The sequence below is a fragment of the Pseudomonas sp. B14(2022) genome, from assembly GCF_012030485.1.
Taxonomy (GTDB): Bacteria; Pseudomonadota; Gammaproteobacteria; order Pseudomonadales; family Pseudomonadaceae; genus Aquipseudomonas.
On sequence record NZ_JAAUVM010000017.1, the window covers coordinates 103,785 to 129,725 of the forward strand.

Consider the following 25,941-nt stretch of genomic DNA (forward strand, 5'->3'; position numbering starts at 1 on the left):
ACCTCACAGCGCACCGCGCTGGACATAACAATAAAATGCTTGAGGAGTACTCGCTGTGGATAGCCGCAAATCCGAAGCCCCGACGCTGGACCTTGCCCCCTCACAGAACGGCTGGCTGGAACGCCTGTTCAAACTGCGCTTGCATGGCACCACAGTGAAGACCGAGCTGATCGCCGGCCTCACCACCTTCATCACCATGGCCTACATCATCTTCGTCAACCCCAATATCATGGCCGACGCCGGCATCGATCACGGCGCTGCGTTCGTCGCCACCTGCATCGCCGCCGCGCTGGGGTGCCTTTTGATGGGCCTGTACGCCAACTGGCCGGTGGGCCTGGCGCCGGGCATGGGGCTGAATGCGTTTTTCACCTACACCGTGGTCGGCACCATGGGCTACCACTGGGAAACCGCGCTGGGTGCGGTGTTTATTTCCGGGGTGCTGTTCATGGGCCTGACGCTCTCCCGGGTGCGCGAATGGCTGCTCAACAGCATTCCGGTGAGCCTGCGCCACGCCATGGGCGCCGGTGTCGGGTTGTTCCTCGGGGTGATCGGACTGAAAACCGCTGGCATTATCGTCGACAGCCCGGCCACGCTGATCAAGCTCGGTTCGCTGCACGAGCCGGCGCCGCTGCTGGCGGCGGTGTGTTTCCTGCTGATCGCGATCCTCAGCTACCACCGGGTGTTCGGCGCGATCCTCATCAGCATCATCGCCGTGACCCTGGCCGGCTGGGGTCTCGACCTGGTGCACTACAACGGCATTCTCTCCACGCCACCGAGCCTGGCGCCGACCTGGATGGCCATGGACATAAAAGGTGTATTCAATGTCAGCATGATCAGCGTTGTATTTGCCTTCCTGTTTGTGCACATGTTTGACACTGCGGGTACACTGATGGGCGTTGCGCAACGCGCCGGGTTGGTCAACGCCGACGGCAAGATCGATAACCTGTCCCGCGCCCTGAAGGCCGACAGCGCTTCGAGTGTGTTCGGCGCCATGGTGGGTGTGCCGCCGGTGACCAGCTACGTGGAAAGCGCTGCCGGAGTTGCCGCCGGGGGCCGTACCGGGTTGACGGCGGTAACGGTCGGCGTGTTGTTTGTAGCGGCGATGTTTTTCGCGCCGCTGGCGGGGATGATTCCGGCCTATGCCACCGCAGGCGCGCTGATCTACGTGGCGATGCTGATGATGGCGAGCATGGCCCACATCAATTGGGATGAGGCCACCGACAGCATCCCGGCCATCGTGACCGCGATCATGATGCCCCTGACCTTCTCGGTCGCCGACGGTATCGCCCTGGGCTTTATCACCTATGTGGCGCTCAAGGCCGGTACCGGCAAGTACCGCGAGATTTCCGTAAGCCTGTGGGTGTTGGGCGCGATCTTTATCGCCAAGTTCGTCTTTCTATAGAAAAGGAGCATGCAATGAGTCTGGAAACCTGGCTGCTGTTCAGCGGCGCTGCGCTGGTGGTGATCCTGATCCCGGGGCCGCTGTCGTTGCTGATGATCAGCAACAGCCTGAACTACGGCCTGCGCCGCTCCTACCCGGCGTTTCTCGGCGGAGTGATCGCCTCGATCTGCCTGCTGAGCGCGTCGGCCCTGGGCCTGGGCGCATTGCTGCTCGCTTCGGAACAACTCTTCAGCGCGTTGAAGATTGTCGGTGCGCTGTACCTGTTCTACCTCGCCTGGCAGAGCTGGCAGCAATCGCGCCTGCCGTCCCAGGGCGCGAAGGTTCCGGAAGCGGCCCCGGTGCCGCGTTTTCGCGCGCTGTTCGGTCGCGCCTTTGTACTGGGGGCCAGCAATCCCAAGGACATCCTGTTTTTCGCCGCCTTCCTGCCGCAATTCCTCAGTAGCCAGCAACCCTTCCTGCCGCAATTGCTGATCATGATCGCCACCTGGACCCTGCTCGACCTGCTGTGCAAGCTGGCCTATGGCCTGGGCGCCCATGGGGCTGCGCGGTACCTGCGCAGCGGTTCGGGCCAGAGCTGGTTCAACCGTGTCAGTGCCGCCCTGTTCGGCTGTGCCGGCGTCGCCTCGCTGATCAAAGTCAGAGCGGGTTCACTTTGACAAAGTAAACCGTGGGCGGCACGTTTCCCAGGCTGGGCCATTGAACGCCGGTGACGATCCGGACCAGGCGTTGTTCATCCAGAGCCCCCTGGACCGTCGCGGCCAGCACGGAATCCTTATGGGATTGGATTGCCGTGTTGAGCCACTTATCCGAGAGTTTCGTTTTCAACTGAATGGCCCCTCGCTCAAGCCATTGGTAAGTCATGTAGTACAGATGGTTCGAACGGGGATGAGTCGCTATCAATTCATTAGGGCGTATCGTTCCGCGCCGCACCTGCCATTCGTGAAGACTGAAGCCCTGCCCTTCCAGCACGGCCTTGACTGCCGCCTGCTGCGCGGTACTGCGCTGCGGCGCGAGTTGCTTGCTCTCGGTTCTGAGCCTCGGCTCCAACGTTACATCCGGCCTGAAATCGACACGGGTAAAGCCGGGCGCCTTGCCTTCGTAACCGATAAGTAAATTGGCGCCCCTCCTTTCAGTGGGCCGCAACAACTTCAGTAAATCATCCGTCTGACCAAGCCTCACGGGGTTTGGGGTCAACCAGTCGTCCAGCGTTGCACGCAGGTTAAGCAAATGACTGGCCGTTACCGAGCGAGAAGCGTCTGCCAACTCAATGACCCTTGCGAGCGCAAACTCCCGGCTCTTGCTGGTCATGGTCGGAAAAGCCCTGCCGATCAATGGCTCGAGCGGCCCATCGAAGAGCGGCGCATGCAACTGCCATTGACCCGATGAAGTGCGCGAGACCGGAATCGGCTGCTCTCCAAGCGCTGTACCTGTCCAACGCTCGATGTCTACGTGAGCCTTTGAAACCAGCGGTTCGTTCCTGGCGATAAACGCGATGTTGTCCAACGGCGCATGCTCGCCTTGGTGCAGCAACCGGTAATAGCCGATCCCCGAGTGCGTTGGCGTGTCATACCTCGGTCCCACGTAGATGGCATCGTAGGGAAACCCTGGAGCTTCCTGATGAAGATGAAACACACCGGAAGCCGAGCTACCCAACGATTGATTCTCGGGCACCTGGATTCGCCAGTCGGACCAATAATTGGCGGGCGCGGATGACTGGCGAATGCGATTTTCCGTCGCATTGCGCGCAATGGGGGGGTGCCAGTCCGCCGGCTGGGCGAGCGCTCGCAACGGGCTCAGTACCCCCGAACTCGGTCCGGCCACGGGTGCATCTGCCCCAAGCAGCCATTCACCCGGGGAATAAATCGTCAGAATCAGCTCATCCGCCCCCGGTGTCGTCTTGTTCTTCAGGCGAAAGAACCCCTCATCGCCACGGCGGTATACCGGGAAGTGATGCGTACCTTCGACAATGAAATGCTCGCCGCGCGCAACGTAAATGCCCTGCTCGCCCAGCCCGCTCAACGCGACGGCGTCCGCTGGCACACCCTGGCCCCTGAAGCCCTCCACGGGCTTGAGCCGGGTGACCATCGATGGCGACTTGGGCAGGCGGGAAACCCGGCCGGGCTGGATGGCCGCCGAGCGGTGGATACGATTCAAGCCGAGATCGAGCGAACGCCGCCATGGACGAACCACAGCGCCCGGCTTCGGTTTGGGGCCGGGAACGAAGGTCAGCAAAAGCTCTATGCTCAAGAACAGCGTGCCGAAAGCCACATCTACCGCGTCGCGACCCTCACCACTGTGGTGATAACGCCGCGAGGTCAGTAGCAACTCATACAACTGGTTAACCAACCCGAACAGGGGGGAAAAAACAGATACCAATGCGCGCCGGCGGGTATCCTTTTCCTCTTCCAGCCGCAGCTCTCGGTACTTTTCCAGGGTCTTGCCGGAATTGCTGTTGGCCTGGGCCTGATGGTGCTGGTCCAGTACCCGTGCGTGATACAACAAGGCCCTGGCATCGCAGTGTGAGGTAGGCACCAGGGCCAGCCAGTTCAGGGAATCGCTGGCAATCTGCTCATGGATCTGTTTTTCGATCTCCTCGACAAGCGCAGTGGGCAACCGGTGTTTAATGGTGAATGAGCGCACGAACTCGGCGCCGCGCCAGACCCCGTGCGACATCGCATATTCAGGGCTTAGAAAGGCCAGGCCGAACGATACCGGCGCCCCGCCCAGTGGGCCGGGATGATGAGTAATGGCTTCAAACGCCCAGCCGGGCGCGACATGACGGGCCAGTGCCGCGACATTATCAGGCCGCGCGCCCATGCTGTTCAGGTACTCTCTGGCGTGCTGCAGGCTGACATGCTCCGTGAGGTTGACGGTATCCGGCGCAGTCGGCCAGTAGACCACGCAGAGCAGGGAAGACAGGTCGTGGATCACCAGGATTCCGCCGATGTAGCGATCGTGCTGCAGGGTGTGGCCCACCAGATGAACCACGTAGAGTTGCAATTGATGGCCGTTTTTACGCAGGTGTTCGGGAGTTTCCGCTGCCATCGCGGTATTGAAAAGGCTCTGCGCACTCGCTGTCAGCCCCTGTTGAATCGCCGAATACAGATGAACATCGGTGCCGGTCAGCAAAGCGCGCTGGAGCAATTGTGGGACACGCGCGTCACCGTCACTGGACTCACCAGCAGGCGGCGGATAAAAGACCTTGTTGATCAACGCCTCGTAGCGGCCTCCTACATCCAGCGACGACACCATGTTGACCAGATAATGTGTGCCCAGCAGCTGTTTCCAGGCCGCCTGCAGATAGCGCCCGTAGCGGAAACGCCACCAGGTGGGCATCATTTGTGGGTCCAGGTTATGCAGCACCAATTGCAGGAGGCTGAAGGATCTGCGCTGCGTGCTGGGGGTCAGGATCTCGTTGCGGTCCCCCACCGGACAGGCGCTATCCCATCCGCAGAACCGTCCATCGACCTGGTCCGGCAGCTCGATAAAGGGGGTGTCGATGTCCAGTTTCGGATACAGGCCATCCTCGCGCAGGCGGGCGACCAAGGCACTGCGGGCAAAGGTTTGCAGATCAGGCAAACGCCGCCTAAGGCCCTCTTCAAAAGCCCACGTATTGCCCAGGTAGCGGCTCTGCAAATGTTTGAAGCGGTTACGTTGGGCCACTGCCGCCTTGGCCAGCCACAGCGGCAACTTTTTTCTCGCACCTGCGGCTTTACGTACCAGGTCGAAATGCGCCCGTGCTTGAATCAGCGCAGCGTTGACGGGTGCGCTGAGGCCCTCCTCCAACTCGACCGCCAACAACAGGCGGCTCAGTTGGGCATCCTGGGTTTCACTGAAAATACTCGCGCGGTCATTGATACTGCGCTGCAGGCTGACATACCCCTTGACCAACCTTTTGAGCGCAAGCAGTACGGGGTTGCCCTCGATGGGTTCGTACCCCACCACCAAGGTTTGACGGCCGACATGCTCACGCACCGCGTTGCGATCCGGCCGATCGACATAGCGCCATAACATCGACTCATCCCGACTGCCGAGACTGGCCTTGATGCTGCGGGATAACGCCGCCAAGCGGCTAAAGGTGGCCACGCCGCCCTCCCGTCCGAAAGCGCAGAGCACCACAGGAGCCCGCTGCCCGTGATCACGGACCGCCGCTGCCCGGGTGACCGCAAACACGCTGTGCAGCGGGTACATGGCGTCAGTCCCATTGCCCAGCCGCACGCCAAGCACGCGGCAGTCACTGCCCTGGCGCCTGCTGGCCAGCGGCTTGTCCAGCACCTCGACGAGCAGATTCAGAGCGTCGATGCCAATCAACCCGAGTCGGTGCTGTAACTGGATCGCGCAACGCAGCGTGTCAGTCCACGCGCGGATAACCGTGCCCAGGCGTCTCTGTTTTCCGTCGGGACGCGCTTTCCAGAAGGCCGCCTGGAACAGTTGCAACTGCGCATTTTTCAACAGCGCGCGCAGTGAGTCCGCCGGCCCCTTGCACTGCGCCTCAAGCGCCACGAAGTCTCGAAAGGCCTGCGGGTCGTCCAAAGGATCCTGCGGGTCGAGCAGCGACATCAGGCCTTGTTCATAACGCTTGAGCTGTTGCAGTACGGTGTTCACCGCCAACGTGGGTGCGGTACTGGCGAAAATGATTTCCTCACGCCGCCGATGCGCATCCCAGCCCTGCAACTCACGGCGAATATTTCCCAGGCGAGCCTTGCCCACCCAGTGTTGCCTGCCGCGTTCTATGTAGGTGAGGAAAGGGGCTGCGCTGATCGTCGGTGGCAGGTGCCCGCTGGAAAACACCTGCGCGAGGTTGACCGACACCGCACAGGCCAACTCATTTTCCCATTGCCCCTCCAGCACCGCCTGCGCGCTGAACGTCAACGCATCGCCGCGCAACGCCAAGCCGCGAGCAGCCGCGAGGACAGCGGCGGGCCCGCACACCTCGTGCCGACGCCGCAGTGGCAGGCACTGCCAGAGGTCGTCGAACAGCGCGCCATTGATCAGCGCCACCAGGCCACACTGCATGCGAGCAAAGGATGGGTACTCGTAGAACGTGCGATTTGCGCCCGGGAGATACATCACATGGGGTGCCTCCGTCGGGTCGCCCTCACGATAGATATGCAGCGCTCCGGGAATCGGCATCAGCCGTGGCCCCATGCCGGGCCACATCAGCTCACACGCCTGGACGCTGGCTAACGGCCCGCCCGCGCGCTGACGGGCCTCGACCGTCGACGCGTCCACCACCGCCTGGACCATTAGCGCCCCGGCGCTCGAGAGCTCGTTCAATTGCCGCGCCACAAAGGCCTGGTCGGCGAACAGCTGCTTGTGCAGTTCAACCCAGCGCTCTTTGCGGGTCAGCCAGGAGCCCAGCTCCAATGCCTGCCAATACGCGCCCTGCACGTGGGTAAGCCGAGCCAGCAGATTCAGCGCAATGACCCGCCGCAACGCCTCCAGGGGGGTAAATGGCAAACGGCGGGACGGGTCGGCCTTGAGGCTGACGACCGTAAACTGATTGAGGTTGATCGGCACCGACGGCAAGACCAGCAGCCGTAACGCCCGGTCGGTCAAACTGTCGATTTTTTGTGCCGCGGCCGGCGGCTTGGGTTCGGTAAACAGCAGGGTATCGGGGTCCAGATCAAAGGCCTGGCGCAACTCGGCGCGGATTACTCGCAGCACCCTGGGGGCTCTAAGGATCAGTCGCGCCTGGCATTTCGCCGATTCGGCACAACGCAGGTCGACGCCGACGAGCCGATTGATCAAGAGGCTGGGATGAGGACTGGCGTTGATCCGCCGTGTCAGTTCGGTACGCATGGCCTGCAACGCATCGTTGTCAGGTACATCGGAATCGTCAGGTGAGGTCACGGCGGTATCTTCATCGTGGAAAACACCTAGCCTATGCAGCCCATTCCCTCAGGAGGCGCTAGATAATTGAACGCTCTGACATGCAAAAAAAAGCCCGCAGTGTGGGCGGGCGAAAAACCAACGAAGAGCTTTGGGGGTGTGAAGCGAGGTGACGACTCAGCTACCGCGATAGGTGGAGTAGCTGTAAGGCGAAATCAGCAGGGGCACGTGGTAGTGATCCTGCTCGGCGCTGATGCCAAAGCGCAGCACCACGACGTCGAGGAAGGCCGGCTCCGGCAATTGCACGCCACGGGCGCGATAGTAGTCACCGGCGCTGAATTGCAATTGGTACACGCCACTGCGGTACGCTTCGCCTTGCAACAGCGGCGCGTCACAGCGCCCGTCGCTGTTGGTCACGGCGGTACTCACAAGCTCCAACTGCGCGCCTTCGACGCGGTACAGCTCAACCTGGATGGCGCTGCCGGGGCAGCCGTGGGCGGCGTCCAGCACGTGTGTGGTCAGTCGTCCCATGGGGCGGGGCTCCCTTGCATGAAGTGAAATAGGCTGCACCTATACGGGGCATGAAAAAGCCGTTGACGCATCGATTAAGACACTTTTAACAAAAATTGTACACAATAAAAATCACAAAGTTTTGCACACCCTGCGGCGGCTCGATCCTCTACGCGATTTCCCAGCAAGCCTTGCTTTTTAAAGACCTTTTGTCCGTTTGCTGACCAACTGGGCAAGTTTCTTGCAGTACTAAATTGAGCCAAGCACCTGGAAAAAATGCGGAAATGCAGACTTACAAAGTGAGCATTAAGTTGTATACAATCAGCCCATCGCTGTGACGCCACCCAGTCTTTCCGCTGGCCGCCACACACTTGCTACCACGAACAAGAAGGAAGACTGCAGTGAGCGCTGACTACCCACGCGACCTGATCGGTTACGGCAGTAACCCTCCTCACCCCCACTGGCCGGGCAACGCACGCATTGCGCTGTCTTTCGTACTCAACTACGAAGAAGGCGGCGAACGCAACATTTTGCATGGCGACAAAGAGTCCGAAGCCTTCCTCTCGGAAATGGTCTCGGCCCAGCCGCTGCAAGGCGAGCGCAACATGAGCATGGAGTCGCTGTACGAATACGGCAGCCGTGCCGGCGTGTGGCGCATCCTCAAGTTGTTCAAGGAATTCGACATTCCGCTGACCATCTTCGCCGTGGCCATGGCGGCCCAGCGCCATCCGGATGTGATCCGCGCCATGGTTGAAGCCGGCCACGAGATCTGCAGCCACGGCTACCGTTGGATCGACTACCAATACATGGACGAGGCCCAGGAGCGCGAGCACATGCTCGAAGCCATCCGTATCCTCACCGAACTGACCGGCGAACGCCCGTTGGGCTGGTACACCGGGCGCACCGGCCCCAACACGCGGCGGCTGGTAATGGAGGAAGGCGGCTTCCTCTACGACTGCGATACCTACGACGACGACCTGCCCTACTGGGAACCCAACACGCCCAACGGCAAGCCGCACCTGGTGATCCCCTACACCCTGGACACCAACGATATGCGCTTCACCCAGGTGCAGGGCTTCAACAAGGGCGATGACTTTTTCGAGTACCTCAAGGACGCTTTCGACGTGCTGTATGCCGAAGGCAGCGAGGCACCGAAAATGTTGTCCATCGGCCTGCACTGCCGCCTGATCGGCCGTCCGGCGCGCCTGGCCGCGTTGAAGCGCTTTATCGAATACGCCAAAGGCCACGAACAGGTGTGGTTCACCCGCCGCGTCGACATCGCGCGCCACTGGCATGACGTACACCCTTTTCAGGGAGCGGCCAAATGAGCACCTTCCAGACCCTGAAACCCTCGACCTTGAGCCGCGACGCCTTCGTCAACGCCTTCGCCGACATCTACGAACATTCGCCATGGGTGGCCGAAAAGGCCTTCGACCTGGGCCAGGACGCCTCGATCGACCAGATCGAAACCCTGCACCAGCGCATGAGCGACATCTTGTTGAGCGCGGATCACACCAGTCAGTTGGCGTTGATCAACGCTCACCCGGACCTGGCCGGCAAAGCTGCCGTCCAGGGCCAACTCACCCAAGCCAGCACCGATGAGCAAGCTGGCGCGGGGATTCACCACTGCACGGCCGAAGAGTTCTCACGCTTCACCGAGCTGAACGATGCCTACAAGGCCAAGTTCAAGTTTCCCTTCATCATGGCGGTAAAAGGCAGCAACCGGCATCAGATCCTGGCCGCATTCGAAACGCGCATTCACAACTCGGTAGACGCTGAGTTCAACTGCGCACTGGCCGAGATCAACAAGATCGCGTTGTTCCGTTTACTGACCCTCTAAACGACCATCCCCAGCCACTCTATTTAAGGCAGACAAGAAGAATGAAAGCTTACGCCGTACCCTTCGAGAAGTTCGTCAACCTGGCCGACGCCCGCCTGGGCACCAAGATCATCTCCGTGACGGATGACTGGTTCGCCGACGCCAACCGCCTGTTCCAGCCGACCCCGGCCGTGTGGAAGGAGGGCGTTTTCGATGACAACGGCAAGTGGATGGACGGCTGGGAGTCACGCCGCAAGCGCTTCGAAGGCTACGACAGCGCAGTGATCCGACTGGGCGTACCGGGCTCGATCAAGGGCGTGGACATCGACACTTCATTCTTCACCGGCAACTACCCGCCGTCGGCCTCCCTGGAAGCCTGCTTCCTGGCCTCGGGCGAGCCTGACGACAATACCCAGTGGGTAGAAGTCCTGTCGGCCGTCGAGTTGCAAGGCAACAGCCACCACTACCACGAGATCAGCAACGACCAGGCGTTCAGCCACCTGCGTTTCAACATCTACCCGGATGGCGGCGTGGCCCGTCTGCGTGTGTACGGCGTGCCGTTCCGCGACTGGTCGGCAGTGGGCGACAACGAACAGATCGACCTGGCGGCAGCACTGAACGGTGGCCGCGCACTGGCGTGTTCCGACGAGCACTTCGGGCGCATGAGCAACATTCTCAACCCCGGCCGTGGCGTCAACATGGGTGATGGCTGGGAAACCGCCCGTCGTCGTACGCCAGGCAATGACTGGGTGATCGTCGCCCTGGGCCACCCCGGCGAAATCGAGAAGATCATCGTCGACACCCTGCACTTCAAGGGCAACTACCCGGACACCTGCTCGATCCAGGGCGCCTTCGTGAAGGGCGGCACCGACAGCCAGATCGAAACCCAATCGCTGTTCTGGCGCGAACTGCTGCCGGCACAGAAACTCGAGATGCACGCCGAACACACCTTCGCCGAGCAGATCAAGGAACTGGGCCCGATTACCCACATCCGCTTGAACGTGTTCCCGGATGGCGGTGTGAGCCGCCTGCGCGTACTGGGTAAAGTTTCGAAGTAAGCAGTGAATCCCTGTGGCGAGCGGGCTTGCCCCGCTCGCCACAGGAACTGAATGACACAACACAGAATTCGGATAAGAGACAGCCATGCGCACACTGATGATCGAACCCTTGACCAAAGAAGCCTTCGCCCCTTTCGGAGACGTTATCGAAACCGACGGCAGCGATCACTTCATGATCAACAACGGGTCGACCATGCGCTTTCACAAGCTGGCAACGGTAGAAACCGCACAGCCTGAAGACAACGCGATCATCAGCATCTTCCGCGCCGACGCGCTGGATATGCCGCTGACCGTGTGCATGCTGGAGAGACACCCGCTGGGCAGCCAGGCCTTCATTCCGCTGCTCGGCAACCCCTTTCTGATCGTGGTCGCGCCACTTGGCGATGCACCTGTATCAGGCTTGGTCCGCGCCTTCGTCACCAACGGCAGGCAGGGCATTAATTACCATCGCGGCGTCTGGCACCACCCGGTGCTGACGATCGAAAAGCGGGATGACTTCCTGGTGGTTGATCGCAGTGGCACAGGCAACAACTGCGATGAGCATTTTTTCAAAGAGGATGAGCGGTTGATCCTCGCCCCCCACCAATAAGAGAAGGCCGGATCACCCGACAACAAGGGTGACAGGCGAGAGGTAAAGACTGTGGAAGCACATCTGTTGGAATGGCTGAACCTCAGCGTGCGCTGGGTTCACATGATCACTGGCGTCGCCTGGATCGGCGCTTCGTTCTACTTCGTCTGGCTGGAAAACAACCTCAACCGTGTCAACCCCAAGGACGGCCTGTCCGGTGACTTGTGGGCGATCCACGGTGGCGGTATCTACCACCTGGAAAAATACAAACTGGCCCCGCCGACCATGCCGGACAACCTGCACTGGTTCAAATGGGAGGCCTATTTCACCTGGATGTCGGGCGTCGCGCTGCTGTGCGTGGTGTTCTACCTCAACCCGACGCTGTACCTGCTCGCCCCCGGCAGCAGCCTCAGTGGCAGCGAAGGCGTATTGCTGGGCATCGGCTCACTGTTCGCCGGTTGGTTCATCTACTCCTTCCTCTGCGACTCGGCCCTGGGCAAACGCCCTGCCCTGCTCGGCTTGATCCTGTTCGTGCTGTTGATTGCCGCCGCGTACGGTTTCAGCAAAGTGTTCAGCGGTCGTGGTGCGTACCTGCACGTGGGTGCGGTGATCGGCACCATCATGGTCGGTAACGTGTTCCGCATCATCATGCCGGCGCAGCGCGCATTGGTGGCGGCGATCGCCGAGAACCGCACACCCGATCCGGCCCTGCCGGCCAAGGGTCTGCTGCGTTCACGGCACAACAATTACTTCACCCTGCCGGTGCTGTTCATCATGATCAGCAACCACTTCCCGAGCACCTACGGCAGCCAATACAACTGGCTGATCCTGGCGGGTATCGCGGTGGCGGCGGTGTTGGTGCGGCACTACTTCAACACTCGGCATAACAGCCAGAAGTATGCGTGGACCTTGCCGGTGGGTGCGTTGGCCATGATTTGCCTGGCGTATGTGACCGGGCCCAAGCCGGCCGAACCGATTGCCAAGGCACCTGCGGCCATCGAGTACCAACCGTTGCCGGAAACCGCATTGGGCGGCGGCTTGAAACCTGCCGCACCTGCGGCGACCGAACCTGCTGCCGCACCTGCGCCCGCCCAGGCGACGATTGATTTCGACAAGGTCCACGGGGTGATCCAGGAACGCTGCGCCGTGTGCCATTCGGCCAAGCCCACCAGCCCGCTGTTCAGCACCGCGCCGGCCGGAGTGATGTTCGATACACCAGCGCAGATCCAGCAACAGGCGGCGCGTATCCAGGCACAGGCGGTGGCGAGCCAAATCATGCCGTTGGGCAACATCACCCAGATGACCCAGCAGGAGCGGGATTTGATTGGCACCTGGATCAACCAGGGGGCGCGTACCAACTAACAGATTCACATAGTTCCAATGTGGGAGGGGGCTTGCCCCCTCCCACAGGGGACTGCAGTGATTTAGAGATTGCGTTCCACACAACACAACAATAAAAAGATCCGAGGTGTTGCATGACCGAGTTAGTCGACCCGCAGATTCCTGCCGCGCCCGCCATGGTGCGGCTGCCCCTCTTGCAACTGATTCTGGTAGGCCTGCAACACGTCTTGCTGATGTACGGCGGCGCCGTCGCCGTACCCCTGATCATTGGCCAGGCCGCCGGCCTGAGCCGTGAAGAAATCGCCTTTCTGATCAACGCCGACCTGCTGGTAGCCGGCATCGCCACCCTGGTGCAGTCGTTCGGCATCGGCCCGGTGGGCATCCGCATGCCGGTGATGATGGGCGCCAGTTTCGCCGCCGTCGGCAGCATGGTCGCCATGGCCGGCATGCCCGGTATCGGCTTGCAGGGCATCTTCGGCGCCACCATCGCCGCCGGGTTCTTCGGCATGCTGATCGCGCCGTTCATGTCCAGGATCGTGCGCTTTTTTCCGCCGCTGGTGACCGGCACCGTGATCACCGCCATCGGCCTGTCGCTGTTCCCTGTGGCCGTGAACTGGGCCGGTGGCGGCAGCGCAGCCGCCACCTTCGGCTCACCGATTTACCTGGCGATTGCCGCCCTGGTACTGGCCACCATTCTGCTGATCAACCGCTTCATGCGCGGCTTCTGGGTGAATATCTCGGTGCTGATCGGCATGGGCCTGGGTTACGCCTTGTGCGGGGCCATCGGCATGGTCGACCTCAGCGGCCTGGCCCAGGCGCCGTGGGTGCAAGTGGTGACGCCGCTGCACTTCGGCATGCCGAAGTTCGAGTTGGCGCCGATCCTGTCGATGTGTCTGGTGGTGGTGATCATCTTTGTCGAATCCACCGGGATGTTCCTGGCGCTGGGCAAGATCACCGGCCAGGACGTCACGCCGAAAATGCTGCGCCGTGGCTTGCTGTGTGATGCCGGTGCGTCGTTCTTCGCCGGTTTCTTCAACACCTTCACTCACTCCTCCTTCGCACAGAACATCGGCCTGGTGCAAATGACCGGCGTGCGTTGCCGCTCGGTGACGATCATGGCCGGTGCCTTCCTGATCGTGCTCAGCCTGCTGCCCAAGGCCGCGTACCTGGTGGCGTCGATTCCACCTGCGGTGCTCGGCGGTGCGGCGATTGCCATGTTCGGCATGGTGGCGGCCACCGGTATCAAGATTCTCCAGGAGGCCGATATCGCCGACCGGCGCAACCAGTTGCTGGTGGCGGTGAGCATCGGCATGGGCCTGATCCCGGTGGTGCGCCCGGAGTTCTTCGCACAGTTGCCACTGTGGATGAGCCCGATTACCCACAGCGGAATTGCCATGGCCACCCTCAGCGCGCTATCGCTGAATATCCTGTTCAACATTCTCGGCGGCGCTGAGCGCCCCGTAGTCGACCCCGCCCACACCTGAGGCATGCCCCATTGTCGCCCTGTGCGCGCTGTAACGGCGCACTTGAGCCCTGACGTGGGAGCCAGTATTCTCCGCGCCCGCTTGAATTGACGGTTGTTTGCCGCCTTGGCGCGGGTCTTGCTGTAGCAATAAAGCTGACCATTCAGACCACTTTTATAACCACCCAAAGGCGCCACACCAGAGCGCCTGTGCAGAAGAAAAACCATAAAACTTTAACTCGGGAGCAACCGAATGAAACCTATGTTCAAAGGCCTGATGCTGGCGGGATCCCTGCTGGCCGGCGGCCAGGCCGTGGCCGGTGACTTGTTGCAGTGGCAGAACAACAGCCTGACGTATCTGTGGGGCAAGAGCTTTACCGTCAACCCACAGATCCAGCAAACCGTCACGTTCGAACATGCCGATGCCTGGAAGTACGGCGACAACTTCGTCTTCGTCGACCGCATCTTTTACAACGGCAAGGAAGACGGCAACGTCGGCCCAAGCACGTATTACGGTGAGATCAGCCCGCGACTGTCGTTCGGTAAGATTTTCGACCAGGACCTGTCCTTCGGCCCGATCAAGGATGTGTTGCTGGCCTTCACGTATGAGTTCGGCGAAGGCGACAACGAGTCGTACCTGCTCGGCCCTGGCTTTGACCTGAACGTCCCTGGCTTCGACTACTTCCAGTTGAACTTCTACCAGCGCCAGACCGAAGGCAATCGCCCGGGTGACGGTGTGTGGCAGATCACCCCGGTATGGGCGTACACCCTCCCCGTGGGCAACTCCGACATCCTGATCGACGGCTTTATGGATTGGGTGGTGGACAACGACAAGAACGCCCGTGGCACTTACCACGCCAACCTGCACTTCAACCCACAGGTCAAATACGACTTGGGCAAGGCGCTGCATTGGGGCGACAAGCAGTTGTATGTAGGTTTTGAATACGACTACTGGAAGAACAAGTACGGGATCGAGGATTCGGGCGCGTTCAAGACGAACCAGGACACGGCGAGCTTCCTGGTCAAGTACCACTTCTAAAAGCCAATGCAAGACAAACGTGGGAGGGGGCTTGCTCCCGATAGCGAAGTGTCAGTCACTATATTTGTTAACTGACACACTGCTATCGGGAGCAAGCCCCTCCCACATTCAGATAGGCGGCAGGCGCAGAAACCGCATGATCTCTTCGCGCTTGGCCAGCGCATCTTTCCTGCCCAACTCGATCAATTCGCTGCAATACCCCGCCTCGAACAGCAAGTAACTCAGCACCCCCGCCCCGCTCGTCTTGGTCGCCCCCGGCCCACGCAAGAACAACCGCAACGCCGCCGGCAATTCCTGCCGATGCCTTGCCGCGATTTCATCGATCGGCTGGCTTGGCGCAATCACCAGCACTTCCACCGGTGCCAGGCCACGGGCCGCGCTGTCGGAGGGCTGGTGATGACTGAACTGGTTCAGACGCTCCAGCAGTTCGATATCGCTTTCCAGGCTGTCGATGAACGTGCTGTTGAGCATATGCCCACCGATTTGTGCCAGGGTCGGCTCCTGGCCGGTGTAGGTACGTTGCACCGCCGGCTCATTGCCCCGTGGGTTGCCGCTGACGCCCACCACCAGCACACGGGTCGCCCCCAGGTGCAGCGCCGGACTGATGGGGGCGGATTGGCGCACCGCGCCGTCGCCGAAATATTCCTGGTCGAGTTTCACCGGGGCAAACAGCAAGGGGATCGCCGAACTGGCCAGCAGGTGATCAACCGTCAGTTGCGTCGGCACGCCGATACGTCGATGGCGCAGCCAGGTATCGATGGTGCCGCCACCCTGATAGAAGGTCACCGCCTGCCCGGACTCATAGCCGAAGGCCGTCACCGCCACGGCGTGCAAATGCTTGTGGCGGATAGCCTCGTCGATGCCATCCAGGTTCAACCGCTCGTGCAGCAGGTCGCGCAACGGTGAGCTGTTGAGCAACGCCACCGGTACCTGGGCGCCGATGCCCAGCAGGCTGTGGATGAGGAAGCGACTCGCCTGGCGGATCACCCCAGGCCAGTCACTGCGCAGCACCAGGTGGCTGCGAAAGCCCTGCCAGAAGGCCGTAAGGCGCCCGATAGCGGCGGTGAAGTCCATGGCGCCGCTGGCCAGGGTCACCGCATTGATCGCGCCGGCCGAGGTGCCGACGATCACCGGAAAGGGATTGGCTGCTCCCGGCGGCAACAGCTCGGCAATCGCCGCCAACACCCCCACCTGATACGCCGCTCGCGCCCCGCCGCCGGAGAGAATCAAGCCTGTAACCGGTTCAGCTGGGTGCATTGCGTCACTCCGTATGGGAAAAAGTCAGTATCAGCGACGGCGTTTTTCGTACAGCTTGGGCTCGCCCGGTGGACGGCTCTTGAAGCGGCGGTGGGTCCACAGGTATTGCTCGGGGCACTCGCGCACCGAGGCTTCGACCCATTGGTTGATGCGCAGGCAGTCCACCTCATCACTTTCCCCCGGGAAGTCGGTCAACGGTGGGTGGATCACCAGGCGGTAACCGCTGCCGTCCGCCAGGCGCTCCTGGGTGAACGGCACCACCAGCGCCTTGCCCAGTTTGGCGAACTTGCTGGTAGCAGGCACGGTAGCGGCCTGGATGCCGAACAGCGGCACAAAGATACTTTGCTTGGCGCCGTAGTCCTGGTCCGGTGCATACCAGATGGCGCGACCGGCACGCAACAGCTTGAGCATGCCGCGCACGTCTTCGCGCTCGACCGCCAGGGAATCGAAGTTATGCCGCTCACGGCCACGGCGCTGGATATAGTCGAACAGCGGGTTACCGTGCTCGCGGTACATGCCATCGATGGTGTGCTTCTGCCCCAGCAAGGCAGCACCGATTTCCAAGGTGGTGAAGTGCAGGGCCATGAGGATCACGCCCTTGCCATCCAGTTGGGCCTGCTTGAGGTGTTCGAGGCCTTCGACGTGGGCCAGGCGCGCCAGGCGCTGGCGCGACCACCACCAGCTCATGGCCATTTCAAAGAAGGCGATGCCGGTGGAGGCAAAGTTCTCCTTGAGCAGGCGCTTGCGCTCTTTGGCGGATTTTTCCGGGAAACACAGTTCCAGGTTTCGCGCGGCGATGCGGCGGCGTTCGCCGGCCACATGGTACATGCCCGCACCCAGCAGGCGACCAATGGTCAGCAGCACGCGGTACGGCAGTTGGGTAACCAGCCACAGCAGGCCGAGTCCCAGCCATAACAGCCAAAAACGCGGGTGAAAAAATGCAGCTCGAAAAAGCGGGCGATCCATTACAGATTCCGGGAAAGACAGGGCCGCGCATTCTACAACGGTTCGACTCGGCTTGCGGCCAGTGAGTGTTCTCGTTATAAGTCTCGACACTTTTCGTGACAAGCCGCTTTTTGCCGACCATGAGCCAAACCGAACCGCTAGACCAAGATCCCGTGTTCCAGCTGAAAGGCAGCATGCTCGCCATCACCGTGCTGGAACTGGCCCGCAACGACCTTGACGCCCTGGACCGCCAACTCGCCGCCAAGGTTGCCCTGGCGCCGAATTTCTTCAACAACGCCCCGCTGGTACTGGCCCTGGACAAACTGCCGGCCGGCCAAGGCGCTATCGATCTGCCCGGCCTGATGCGCGTGTGCCGCTCCCATGGCCTGCGGACCCTGGCGATTCGCGCCAGCCGTATCGAAGACATTGCCGCAGCCATCGCAATTGAACTGCCAGTACTGCCGCCCTCCGGCGCCCGTGAGCGTCCGCTTGAACCTTTGGTCGGAGAGGTGACGAAAAAACCGGAAAAACCACCGGAACCGACGATCAAGCCTACAAAGATAATCACTGCGCCCGTACGCGGTGGGCAGCAGATTTACGCCCAGGGCGGCGACCTGGTGGTGATCGCCTCGGTCAGTCCCGGCGCGGAACTTCTCGCCGATGGCAACATCCATGTATACGGCCCGATGCGCGGCCGAGCCCTCGCCGGCATCAAGGGTGATACCAAGGCCCGCATTTTTTGCCAGCAATTGACCGCCGAACTGGTGTCCATCGCGGGCCAGTACAAGGTTTCAGAAGATTTGCGCCGTGATCCGCTGTGGGGCGCCGCAGTGCAAGTCAGCCTGTCGGGCGATGTGTTGAACATCATCCGTCTTTAACGGATACTGCCGCATTTTCCAAGCATCTCTAGACTCTGATAGCACAGCGAAACCGGCAATACTTGTGTAGGAATGATTGAAAGCTGGCGTTTCCCCTAAGGAAACCACATCTTTTTCCTACAAGGGCTGTCCGCCTGCAGCGAGTTCCAAGAGATGTTTTTCAGGGACTGAAAGGTCCTTTTTCCTTAGGGGTGAAACACCTTGGCCAAGATTCTCGTGGTTACATCCGGCAAGGGTGGTGTGGGTAAGACCACCACCAGCGCCGCTATCGGTACCGGCCTCGCACTGCGCGGCCACAAAACAGTCATCGTCGACTTCGACGTCGGTTTGCGTAACCTCGACCTGATCATGGGCTGCGAACGCCGCGTGGTGTACGACTTCGTCAACGTGGTGAACGGTGAAGCCAACCTGCAACAGGCCCTGATCAAGGACAAGCGCCTTGAAAACCTGTATGTACTGGCCGCCAGCCAGACCCGCGACAAAGATGCGCTGACCAAGGAAGGCGTAGGCAAAGTTCTCGCCGAACTGAAGGAAACCTTCGAGTACGTAGTGTGCGACTCGCCGGCCGGTATCGAAACCGGTGCTCACCTGGCGATGTACTTCGCCGATGAAGCCATCGTCGTGACCAACCCGGAAGTGTCTTCGGTACGTGACTCGGACCGCATGCTCGGCCTGTTGGCCAGCAAGTCCCAGCGCGCCGAGAAAGGTGAAGACCCGATCAAGGAGCACCTGCTGCTCACCCGCTACAACCCTGAGCGCGTCAGCAATGGCGAAATGCTCGGTGTTGAAGACGTCAAGGACATCCTCGCCGTGACCCTGCTGGGTGTGATCCCGGAATCCCAGGCAGTCCTGAAGGCTTCCAACCAGGGCGTGCCGGTGATTCTCGACGACCAGAGCGACGCCGGCCAGGCGTACAGCGATGCTGTCGATCGTTTGCTGGGCAAGTCCGTGGAACATCGCTTCCTCGATGTAAAGAAGAAGGGATTCTTCGAGCGTATCTTTGGAGGCAACTAAACAATGAAATTTCTCGACTTCTTTCGCGCCAACAAAAAGCCAAGCACCGCGTCGGTCGCGAAAGAGCGTCTACAGATCATCGTGGCGCACGAACGCGGCCAACGCAGCACCCCGGATTACCTGCCAGCCTTGCAGAAGGAACTGGTCGAGGTGATCCGCAAGTACGTCAATATCGGCAACGATGACGTGCATGTCGCCCTTGAAAACGACGGCAGCTGCTCGATTCTGGAACTCAATATCACCCTGCCTGATCGTTGATCGAACAGGCGGCCGCCACGGCGGCTCGGTCACCTTGATCCCTTTGCGGGAACCGGGTGGTCGAGCCGCCGTTGGCGTTTGTTACGAGGCTGTTTAATGCCGCTGTCCACTATTCATATCCTGCATCAGGACGACGCTGTCCTGGTGGTGAACAAACCGACCCTGCTGCTCTCGGTGCCTGGCCGCGCCGATGACAACAAGGACTGCCTGATCACCCGCCTGCAGGAAAACGGCTACCCCGAAGCCCGCATCGTCCATCGCCTGGACTGGGAAACCTCGGGGATCATCCTGCTGGCCCGGGACGCCGATACCCATCGCGAACTGTCCCGCCAGTTTCACGACCGCGAAACCGAAAAGGCCTACACCGCTTTGGCCTGGGGCCAGCCGGAACTGGACAGCGGCAGCATCGACCTGCCCTTGCGCTATGACCCGCCGACCAAGCCGCGCCATGTGGTGGACCACGAGTTCGGCAAGCACGCGCTAACCTTCTGGAAAGTGCTGGAACGCTGTGGCGACTGGTGCCGCGTCGAGCTGACGCCGATCACCGGGCGCTCGCACCAGTTGCGTGTGCACATGCTATCCATCGGCCATCCGTTGCTGGGTGATGGTTTGTATGCCCACGAACAGGCCCTGGCTGCGTGGCCGCGCCTGTGCCTGCATGCGAGCATGCTGAGCTTCACTCACCCGCAAAGCGGCGAGCGCTTGCGCTTTGAGTGCCCTGCACCGTTCTAAAGCTGTAAATACAGTAAATGTGGGAGGGGCGGTGCACTTCTCGCCCTCGAACGGTAAACTCCGCGCATTGCTGTCTGGAGCTATTTATGCGCGAAGCGTTGAATCAAGGCCTGATCGATTTCCTCAAGGCCTCCCCTACTCCTTTTCATGCCACAGCCGCCCTGGCCCAGCGCCTGGAAGCGGCCGGTTTCCAGCGCCTCGACGAGCGCGAGACCTGGGCCACCGAAGCCAACGGTCGCTACTACGTGACCCGCAACGACTCCTCGATCATCGCCTTCAAGCTCGGCCGCCACTCGCCGCTGCAAGGCGGGATTCGCCTGGTCGGCGCCCATACCGACAGCCCGTGCCTGCGGGTCAAGCCCCAGCCTGAGCTGCAGCGCCAGGGTTTCTGGCAACTGGGCGTGGAAGTCTACGGCGGCGCGCTGCTGGCGCCGTGGTTCGACCGCGACCTGTCCCTGGCCGGCCGCGTCACCTTCCGCCGTGACGGCAAGGTCGAAAGCCAGCTGATCGACTTCAAGCTGCCCATCGCCATCATCCCCAACCTGGCCATTCACCTGAACCGTGAAGCCAACCAGGGCTGGGCGATCAATGCCCAGACCGAGTTGCCGCCGATCCTCGCGCAATTTGCCGGTGATGAGCGCGTGGACTTCCGTGCCGTGCTCACCGAGCAGCTTGCACGGGAGCATGGGCTCAACGCCGATGTGGTGCTCGACTACGAGTTGAGCTTCTACGACACCCAGGGCGCCGCCGTGATCGGCCTCAATGGCGACTTCATCGCCGGCGCACGCCTCGACAACCTGCTGTCGTGCTACGCCGGTCTGCAAGCCCTGCTCACCAGCGAGAGCGACGAAACCTGCGTGCTGGTGTGCAACGACCACGAGGAAGTCGGTTCCTGCTCGGCCTGCGGTGCCGATGGCCCGATGCTGGAACAGACCCTGCGTCGCCTGCTGCCCGAAGGTGATGAATTCGTACGCACCATCCAGAAATCCCTGCTGGTGTCGGCCGACAATGCCCACGGCGTACACCCGAACTACGCCGACAAGCACGACGCCAACCACGGCCCCAAGCTCAATGCCGGCCCGGTGATCAAGGTCAACAGCAACCAGCGCTACGCCACCAACAGCGAAACCGCCGGGTTCTTCCGCCACCTGTGCATGGCCGAAGAAGTGCCGGTGCAGAGCTTTGTGGTGCGCAGCGACATGGGCTGCGGCTCAACCATCGGCCCGATCACTGCCAGCCACCTGGGTGTGCGTACGGTGGACATCGGTTTGCCGACGTTTGCCATGCACTCCATTCGTGAACTGTGCGGCAGCCATGACCTGGCGCATTTGGTGAAGGTGTTGGGCGCGTTCTACGCCAGCCACGACCTGCCCTGATCAAACCTCCTGTAGGCGCTGGCTTGCCAGCGCCTACAGGAAATCCAACCTGACACATATCAACGCCACCTTCTGCAATCCGACCTAGACTTGTCAGTATTCCCACTCCGACAAGGCCGTCGTCCCATGATCTCCATGTCCTCTTTCCACGCCATGCTTATCCCTATTCTGATCGGCATGATCATGCTCGCCGTCGGCTTCAACTTCCGCGACAAGCCCCTGGGCGTATTCGGCATGTGGATCGGTATGCTGCTGATCCTGGGCACCGTGGTGTACAAGATCCTCGCCAAACTGGCCGAATGACGATTGCACTCGTACACTCGCTCAACCCGTCGTTTTCAAGGTTGACCGCCTCGTGCTTTCCCGTCTGTTTGCCCTGCCCTGCTGCTTCCTGATCGCCCTGCTCACGCTGCTGCCGCTCTCGCCCGCCCAAGCGGTGGGCTTGCCCGGGCTGCTCAGCACCAACAAGACCCAACCCCACGCCGAAGTGCCGCTGGGGCAGTCGCTGGACGAGGTGATCAAGACCCTGGAAAACGACCAGCAGCGCACCCAGTTGCTGAGCGACTTGAAGAAGCTGCGGGCCGCCACCCAGAAAGCCCAGCCCGCCGCCGAACAAGGCGTTCTCGGGCTGATCGGCAGCACGCTGTCGGGCCTGGAGCAGCAGTTCTCCGGCGCCGACAGCCCGCTGGGGCGCTGGTCGAATGAAATCGACCTGGCCAAGGATGAACTCAGCGCGTTGATGCTGCCGGCCAGCGAATGGCTGCCGATCATTTTCGGCTTTGCCATGATCCTCGCCGTGTGGAGCCTGCTTGCCGCCATGTTGATCTGGCTGAGCCACCGGGTACGCGAGCGCTTCGGCCTGCCCGAGGAGTTGCCGCAACACCCGCGTACCTGGGACATGCTGCGCTTCGCCCTGCGTAAGCTGGGGCCCTGGCTGATCGCGCTGGTGATCACGGTGTACCTGAGCTACGCGCTGCCCTCGTCCCTGGGCAAATCCCTGGCAATGGTGCTGGCTTACGCCTTGGTGGTCGGTACCTGTTTCTCGGCAATCTGTGTGATTGCCTTCTCCGTGCTTGACGGCCCGCACCGCCATCGCGCCCTGTATATCCTGCGCCGTCAGGCGTTCCGCCCGCTGTGGTGGATCGGCAGCTTTGCCGCCTTTGGTGAAGCCTTGAGTGATCCACGCTTGGTAACCGCGCTCGGCCAGCACCTGGCCCACACGGCGGCCACGGTCGCCAATGTGATGGCAGCACTGTCCACCGGCGTGTTTATCCTGCGTTTCCGGCGGCCGATCGCCCACCTGATCCGCAACCAGCCACTGTCGCGCCGCCTGACCCGCCGCGCCCTCAGCGACACGATCGAGATCATCGGCACCTTCTGGTACATCCCGGCCCTGCTGTTGGTGGGTATCTCGCTGTTCGCCACCTTCGTCTCCGCCGGCGACACCAGCACCGCCCTGCGCCAGTCGCTGTTGTGCACCGTGTTGCTGGTGTTGTGCATGGTGATCAACGGCCTGGTGCGTCGCCATGCGCTCAAGCCGCAACGTGGGCACAAGCGCCATGCGCTGTACTCCGAGCGCCTGAAAAGCTTCGTCTACACCCTCGCCCACCTGGTGGTGTGGCTGGTGTTTATCGAACTGGGGCTGCGGGTGTGGGGCCTGTCGCTGATTCGCTTTACCGAAGGCGATGGCCATGAAATCAGCGTCAAGCTGTTTGGCCTGGGCGGCACGCTGCTATTTGCCTGGCTGATCTGGATCCTCAGCGACACCGCGATCCATCACGCCCTGACCCGCTCGCGCAAAGGCCTGGCCAATGCACGTGCGCAGACGATGATGCCGTTGATCCGCAACGTGCTGTTCGTCACCATCTTTATCATCGCCGCCATCGTCGCCCTGGCGAACATGGGCATGAACGTCACGCCACTGCTGGCCGGTGCCGGTGTGATCGGCCTGGCTATCGGTTTTGGCGCACAGTCGCTGGTGGCCGACTTGATCACCGGCCTGTTCATCATCATCGAAGACTCCCTGGCGATTGATGACTACGTGGACGTCGGCGGCCACCTCGGCACCGTCGAAGGCCTGACCATCCGCACCGTGCGCCTGCGCGACATTGACGGCATCGTGCACACCATCCCGTTCAGCGAGATCAAGAGCATCAAGAACTACTCGCGGGAGTTCGGCTACGCGATCTTCCGGGTGGCAATCCCCTACAACATGGAAATCGACGACGCGATCAAACTGATGCGCGATGTCGGTCAGAAGATGCGCAACGACCCGCTGCAACGCCGCAATATCTGGTCGCCGCTGGAGATCCAGGGCGTGGAAAGCTTCGAATCCGGCAGCGCGATCCTGCGCGCGCGGTTCAAGACGGCGCCGATCAAGCAGTGGGAAGTGTCACGGGCGTTCAACTTGTCACTGAAACGGCATCTGGATGAAGCCGGGCTGGACCTGGCCACGCCGCGCTTGAGTGTGCAGGTGGTGACGGGGGCTGCGGGGGGATTGGAGAAGGGCAAGAACGCGTAAGGTCATGACGAATGTGATGAGCTTGTTGTGGCGAGCGGGCTTGCCACAACAGGCCCGCCCACCACAACAGGCCGGCCTACTGCAGGTTTTGCGTCACGCCAGTGCAGCGCCGTCCATCTTCTGGCGCAGGCTCAACGGGCGCATATCGGTCCAGGTTTCTTCGATGTAGGCCAGGCACTCTTTCTTCAAGCCGCTCTTGCCCACGGTGCGCCAGCCTTCCGGCACGGCCTTGTAGTCGGGCCAAATGGAATACTGTTCTTCATGGTTGACCACTACCTGAAACAGGATGTCGTCGCGGTCGAATACTGAGGTCATTGCTGTTCTCCATCGTTCAAAGGCGGGCTGCGCACCACGCGCAGCGCTGATATCTGTAGAAACGTACCAACACGCGAAAAAATTAGAGGCCGGCGACGGCTGCCGCCAGCGCGCGCCCGAAGATCTCGGCCACGCGGTCGATTTCTGCGGCGGTGATCACCAGCGGCGGGAGGAAGCGCACCACGCTGCCATGCCGCCCGCCCAGCTCGAGGATCAAGCCGCGCTTGAGGCATTCCCGCTGCACCAGCGGCGCCAGCTGGCGATGCACCGGCGGGTGGCCCTGAATATCCGGGGCGCCGTCCGGGTCCACCAGTTCCACGCCGAGCATCAGCCCGCGTCCGCGAATATCCCCCAAGTGCGGGTAGTCACGCTGCAGGATGCGCAGGTGTTCGCCCAGGCGCTCGCCCATGGCTGTCGCATGGCCGGCCAGGTTGTGCTCCTTGAGGTAGCGCATCACCGCAGAACCGGCCGCCATCGCCATCTGATTGCCACGGAACGTCCCGGCATGCGCGCCCGGCAGCCAGGTGTCGAGCCAGTCGCGATATACCACCACCGCCAACGGCAGGCTGCCGCCGATGGCCTTGGACATCACCACCACATCCGGAATGATGCCGGCGTGTTCGAAGGCAAACATCTTGCCGGTACGGCCGAAACCGCTCTGGATCTCATCGACGATCAAGGCCACACCCGCCTGCTCGGTGATGCGCCGCAGGCCACGCAGCCAGTCGAGATCGGCCGGGATCACCCCGCCCTCGCCCTGCACCACTTCGACAATCACCGCCGCCGGCAGCAGTACCCCGGCTTCCGGATCGTTGAGCAGGTTTTCCAGGTAATGCAGGTTGACCCGCACGCCTTCTGCACCGCCCAGACCGAACGGGCACCGGTAGTCGTAAGGAAATGGCAAAAACTGCACGCCATTGCCGAGCAAGGCGCCCAAGGGTTTTTTCGGCCCCAGGCTGCCCATCAGGCTCAACGCGCCCTGGCTCATGCCGTGATAACCGCCCTGGAACGACAGCACCGTGCTGCGCCCCGTGGCGGTGCGCACCAGTTTCAATGCCGCTTCCACCGCGTCGGTACCGGTGGGGCCGCAGAACTGGATCCTGGCTTCCCGCGCCAACTCCGCCGGCAGCAGGCCGAACAGATCCTGCACGAACTGGTCCTTGACCGGCGTGGTCAGGTCCAGGGTGTGCAACGGCAATTCATCGCTCAGCACTTGTTGGATCGCTTGGATCACGACCGGGTGGTTGTGTCCCAACGCCAAGGTGCCGGCGCCGGCCAGGCAGTCGATGAAACTGCGGCCTTCCACATCTTCCACGTAGATCCCCTTGGCGCGCTTGAGCGCCAGGGGGATGCGCCGCGGGTAACTGCGGGCGTTGGATTCCTGCTGGCGCTGGCGAGCCAGCAGCGGGCTTTCGTCGAACTGATAAAGCGTTTCATGCACCTGGGTATCTTCGATACGGCTGGTAGCGACTGACATCTCTCGATCCCTCAATACGCGGATAATGGTGACCAAACTGCCGATCCGTTGGCGTCTGGCCCAAGGGCATGCGCACGGATTTCCTGTTCTGGAAACGCACCAGCGATAAGAGGATTTAGGGGGCAGTGATTGTTGAC

General features: G+C 61.4%; 22 protein-coding genes. 16 read left to right on the forward strand and 6 right to left on the reverse strand.

Annotated elements, in window-relative coordinates; all coding sequences use genetic code 11:
* Positions 1–55: 55 nt before the first annotated feature.
* Both HCF10_RS22450 and HCF10_RS22455 read left to right on the forward strand, forming a co-directional pair.
* Entirely contained in the window at positions 56–1,402 is a 1,347-nt protein-coding gene (locus HCF10_RS22450) for a solute carrier family 23 protein (RefSeq protein WP_167656435.1), read from the forward strand.
* 14 nt (positions 1,403–1,416) lie between these two features.
* Complete coding sequence (locus HCF10_RS22455; RefSeq protein ID WP_167656436.1) at positions 1,417–2,058, forward strand: LysE family translocator; 642 nt, start codon at positions 1,417–1,419, stop codon at positions 2,056–2,058.
* Here the strand turns inward: HCF10_RS22455 and HCF10_RS22460 are convergent.
* Positions 2,039–7,255: a dermonecrotic toxin domain-containing protein gene (locus tag HCF10_RS22460; RefSeq protein WP_167656437.1), complete on the reverse strand. Its 5,217-nt coding sequence runs from the start codon at positions 7,253–7,255 to the stop codon at positions 2,039–2,041. The two genes, HCF10_RS22455 and HCF10_RS22460, sit on opposite strands and share 20 nt — an antisense overlap.
* A gap of 156 nt (positions 7,256–7,411) precedes the next feature.
* Positions 7,412–7,765 (reverse strand): hydroxyisourate hydrolase, encoded by a 354-nt coding sequence (gene uraH, locus HCF10_RS22465; RefSeq protein WP_131700362.1) that lies wholly within the window; start codon positions 7,763–7,765, stop codon positions 7,412–7,414.
* A 380-nt stretch (positions 7,766–8,145) separates the two neighbouring features.
* Here uraH and puuE point away from each other — a divergent pair, with 380 nt between their 5' ends.
* The 7 genes from puuE (at position 8,146) to HCF10_RS22500 (ending at position 15,031) form a co-directional block, all read left to right on the forward strand.
* The gene (gene puuE / locus HCF10_RS22470) at positions 8,146–9,072 is read left to right on the forward strand and encodes an allantoinase PuuE (protein WP_131700361.1); all 927 of its coding nucleotides are present in this window, start codon (positions 8,146–8,148) and stop codon (positions 9,070–9,072) included.
* Entirely contained in the window at positions 9,069–9,584 is a 516-nt protein-coding gene (gene uraD / locus HCF10_RS22475; protein ID WP_145336499.1) for a 2-oxo-4-hydroxy-4-carboxy-5-ureidoimidazoline decarboxylase, read from the forward strand. The genes puuE and uraD overlap by 4 nt, the downstream gene beginning before the upstream one ends.
* A gap of 41 nt (positions 9,585–9,625) precedes the next feature.
* Positions 9,626–10,621, forward strand: coding sequence for an allantoicase (gene alc, locus HCF10_RS22480; protein ID WP_167656438.1), 996 nt, complete (start codon positions 9,626–9,628; stop codon positions 10,619–10,621).
* An 85-nt stretch (positions 10,622–10,706) separates the two neighbouring features.
* The gene (locus HCF10_RS22485) at positions 10,707–11,210 is read left to right on the forward strand and encodes an ureidoglycolate lyase (RefSeq protein ID WP_027603915.1); all 504 of its coding nucleotides are present in this window, start codon (positions 10,707–10,709) and stop codon (positions 11,208–11,210) included.
* A gap of 51 nt (positions 11,211–11,261) precedes the next feature.
* Positions 11,262–12,551 carry a urate hydroxylase PuuD gene (locus HCF10_RS22490; protein ID WP_053129242.1) on the forward strand — a complete coding sequence of 430 codons (1,290 nt, stop codon included), beginning with the start codon at positions 11,262–11,264 and terminating at the stop codon, positions 12,549–12,551.
* A gap of 113 nt (positions 12,552–12,664) precedes the next feature.
* Positions 12,665–14,014 (forward strand): nucleobase:cation symporter-2 family protein, encoded by a 1,350-nt coding sequence (locus HCF10_RS22495; protein ID WP_145336501.1) that lies wholly within the window; start codon positions 12,665–12,667, stop codon positions 14,012–14,014.
* Between the two features lie 231 nt (positions 14,015–14,245).
* Positions 14,246–15,031 carry an outer membrane protein OmpK gene (locus HCF10_RS22500; RefSeq protein ID WP_090407057.1) on the forward strand — a complete coding sequence of 262 codons (786 nt, stop codon included), beginning with the start codon at positions 14,246–14,248 and terminating at the stop codon, positions 15,029–15,031.
* Positions 15,032–15,139: 108 nt separating this feature from the next.
* Here the strand turns inward: HCF10_RS22500 and HCF10_RS22505 are convergent, their stop codons facing one another.
* Together HCF10_RS22505 and HCF10_RS22510 are read right to left on the reverse strand one after the other, a co-directional pair.
* A complete protein-coding gene (locus HCF10_RS22505) occupies positions 15,140–16,288 on the reverse strand; it encodes a patatin-like phospholipase family protein (protein ID WP_167656439.1) in 1,149 nt (382 codons plus the stop codon).
* A 30-nt stretch (positions 16,289–16,318) separates the two neighbouring features.
* Positions 16,319–17,254 (reverse strand): lipid A biosynthesis lauroyl acyltransferase, encoded by a 936-nt coding sequence (locus HCF10_RS22510; protein ID WP_167656440.1) that lies wholly within the window; start codon positions 17,252–17,254, stop codon positions 16,319–16,321.
* 119 nt (positions 17,255–17,373) lie between these two features.
* Between HCF10_RS22510 and minC the strand changes: the two genes are divergently transcribed.
* The 7 genes from minC to HCF10_RS22545 all read left to right on the forward strand — a co-directional run bounded on the left by minC (position 17,374) and on the right by HCF10_RS22545 (position 24,012).
* The gene (gene minC / locus HCF10_RS22515; protein ID WP_131700405.1) at positions 17,374–18,111 is read left to right on the forward strand and encodes a septum site-determining protein MinC; all 738 of its coding nucleotides are present in this window, start codon (positions 17,374–17,376) and stop codon (positions 18,109–18,111) included.
* Positions 18,112–18,312: 201 nt separating this feature from the next.
* Positions 18,313–19,125: a septum site-determining protein MinD gene (minD, locus tag HCF10_RS22520; RefSeq protein WP_092486440.1), complete on the forward strand. Its 813-nt coding sequence runs from the start codon at positions 18,313–18,315 to the stop codon at positions 19,123–19,125.
* 3 nt (positions 19,126–19,128) lie between these two features.
* Positions 19,129–19,383, forward strand: a complete 255-nt coding sequence (gene minE / locus HCF10_RS22525; RefSeq protein WP_003175252.1) for a cell division topological specificity factor MinE — start codon at positions 19,129–19,131, stop codon at positions 19,381–19,383.
* Between the two features lie 96 nt (positions 19,384–19,479).
* Positions 19,480–20,115, forward strand: a complete 636-nt coding sequence (locus tag HCF10_RS22530; protein WP_027603908.1) for an RluA family pseudouridine synthase — start codon at positions 19,480–19,482, stop codon at positions 20,113–20,115.
* Positions 20,116–20,201: 86 nt separating this feature from the next.
* Positions 20,202–21,491, forward strand: coding sequence for a M18 family aminopeptidase (locus HCF10_RS22535; protein WP_131700355.1), 1,290 nt, complete (start codon positions 20,202–20,204; stop codon positions 21,489–21,491).
* Positions 21,492–21,617: 126 nt separating this feature from the next.
* Positions 21,618–21,794 (forward strand): hypothetical protein, encoded by a 177-nt coding sequence (locus HCF10_RS22540; RefSeq protein WP_010208820.1) that lies wholly within the window; start codon positions 21,618–21,620, stop codon positions 21,792–21,794.
* A 52-nt stretch (positions 21,795–21,846) separates the two neighbouring features.
* Positions 21,847–24,012, forward strand: a complete 2,166-nt coding sequence (locus HCF10_RS22545; protein ID WP_145336509.1) for a mechanosensitive ion channel family protein — start codon at positions 21,847–21,849, stop codon at positions 24,010–24,012.
* 93 nt (positions 24,013–24,105) lie between these two features.
* On the opposite strand, the gene HCF10_RS22550 is transcribed toward HCF10_RS22545, so the two are convergent.
* Entirely contained in the window at positions 24,106–24,327 is a 222-nt protein-coding gene (locus HCF10_RS22550; RefSeq protein ID WP_017527671.1) for an MbtH family protein, read from the reverse strand.
* A gap of 82 nt (positions 24,328–24,409) precedes the next feature.
* The gene (locus HCF10_RS22555; protein WP_167656441.1) at positions 24,410–25,804 is read right to left on the reverse strand and encodes an aspartate aminotransferase family protein; all 1,395 of its coding nucleotides are present in this window, start codon (positions 25,802–25,804) and stop codon (positions 24,410–24,412) included.
* Positions 25,805–25,941: the final 137 nt, after the last annotated feature.

Coding starts and splice junctions, on each gene's coding strand:
- HCF10_RS22455 (WP_167656436.1), top strand. CDS start 1,417: ATGAGTCTGGAAACCTGGCTGCTGTTCAGCGGCGCTGCGCTGGTGGTG.
- uraH (WP_131700362.1), bottom strand. CDS start 7,765: ATGGGACGACTGACCACACACGTGCTGGACGCCGCCCACGGCTGCCCC.
- uraD (WP_145336499.1), top strand. CDS start 9,069: ATGAGCACCTTCCAGACCCTGAAACCCTCGACCTTGAGCCGCGACGCC.
- alc (WP_167656438.1), top strand. CDS start 9,626: ATGAAAGCTTACGCCGTACCCTTCGAGAAGTTCGTCAACCTGGCCGAC.
- HCF10_RS22485 (WP_027603915.1), top strand. CDS start 10,707: ATGCGCACACTGATGATCGAACCCTTGACCAAAGAAGCCTTCGCCCCT.
- HCF10_RS22495 (WP_145336501.1), top strand. CDS start 12,665: ATGACCGAGTTAGTCGACCCGCAGATTCCTGCCGCGCCCGCCATGGTG.
- HCF10_RS22500 (WP_090407057.1), top strand. CDS start 14,246: ATGAAACCTATGTTCAAAGGCCTGATGCTGGCGGGATCCCTGCTGGCC.
- HCF10_RS22505 (WP_167656439.1), bottom strand. CDS start 16,288: ATGCACCCAGCTGAACCGGTTACAGGCTTGATTCTCTCCGGCGGCGGG.
- HCF10_RS22510 (WP_167656440.1), bottom strand. CDS start 17,254: ATGGATCGCCCGCTTTTTCGAGCTGCATTTTTTCACCCGCGTTTTTGG.
- minC (WP_131700405.1), top strand. CDS start 17,374: ATGAGCCAAACCGAACCGCTAGACCAAGATCCCGTGTTCCAGCTGAAA.
- minE (WP_003175252.1), top strand. CDS start 19,129: ATGAAATTTCTCGACTTCTTTCGCGCCAACAAAAAGCCAAGCACCGCG.
- HCF10_RS22530 (WP_027603908.1), top strand. CDS start 19,480: ATGCCGCTGTCCACTATTCATATCCTGCATCAGGACGACGCTGTCCTG.
- HCF10_RS22535 (WP_131700355.1), top strand. CDS start 20,202: ATGCGCGAAGCGTTGAATCAAGGCCTGATCGATTTCCTCAAGGCCTCC.
- HCF10_RS22540 (WP_010208820.1), top strand. CDS start 21,618: ATGATCTCCATGTCCTCTTTCCACGCCATGCTTATCCCTATTCTGATC.
- HCF10_RS22550 (WP_017527671.1), bottom strand. CDS start 24,327: ATGACCTCAGTATTCGACCGCGACGACATCCTGTTTCAGGTAGTGGTC.
- HCF10_RS22555 (WP_167656441.1), bottom strand. CDS start 25,804: ATGTCAGTCGCTACCAGCCGTATCGAAGATACCCAGGTGCATGAAACG.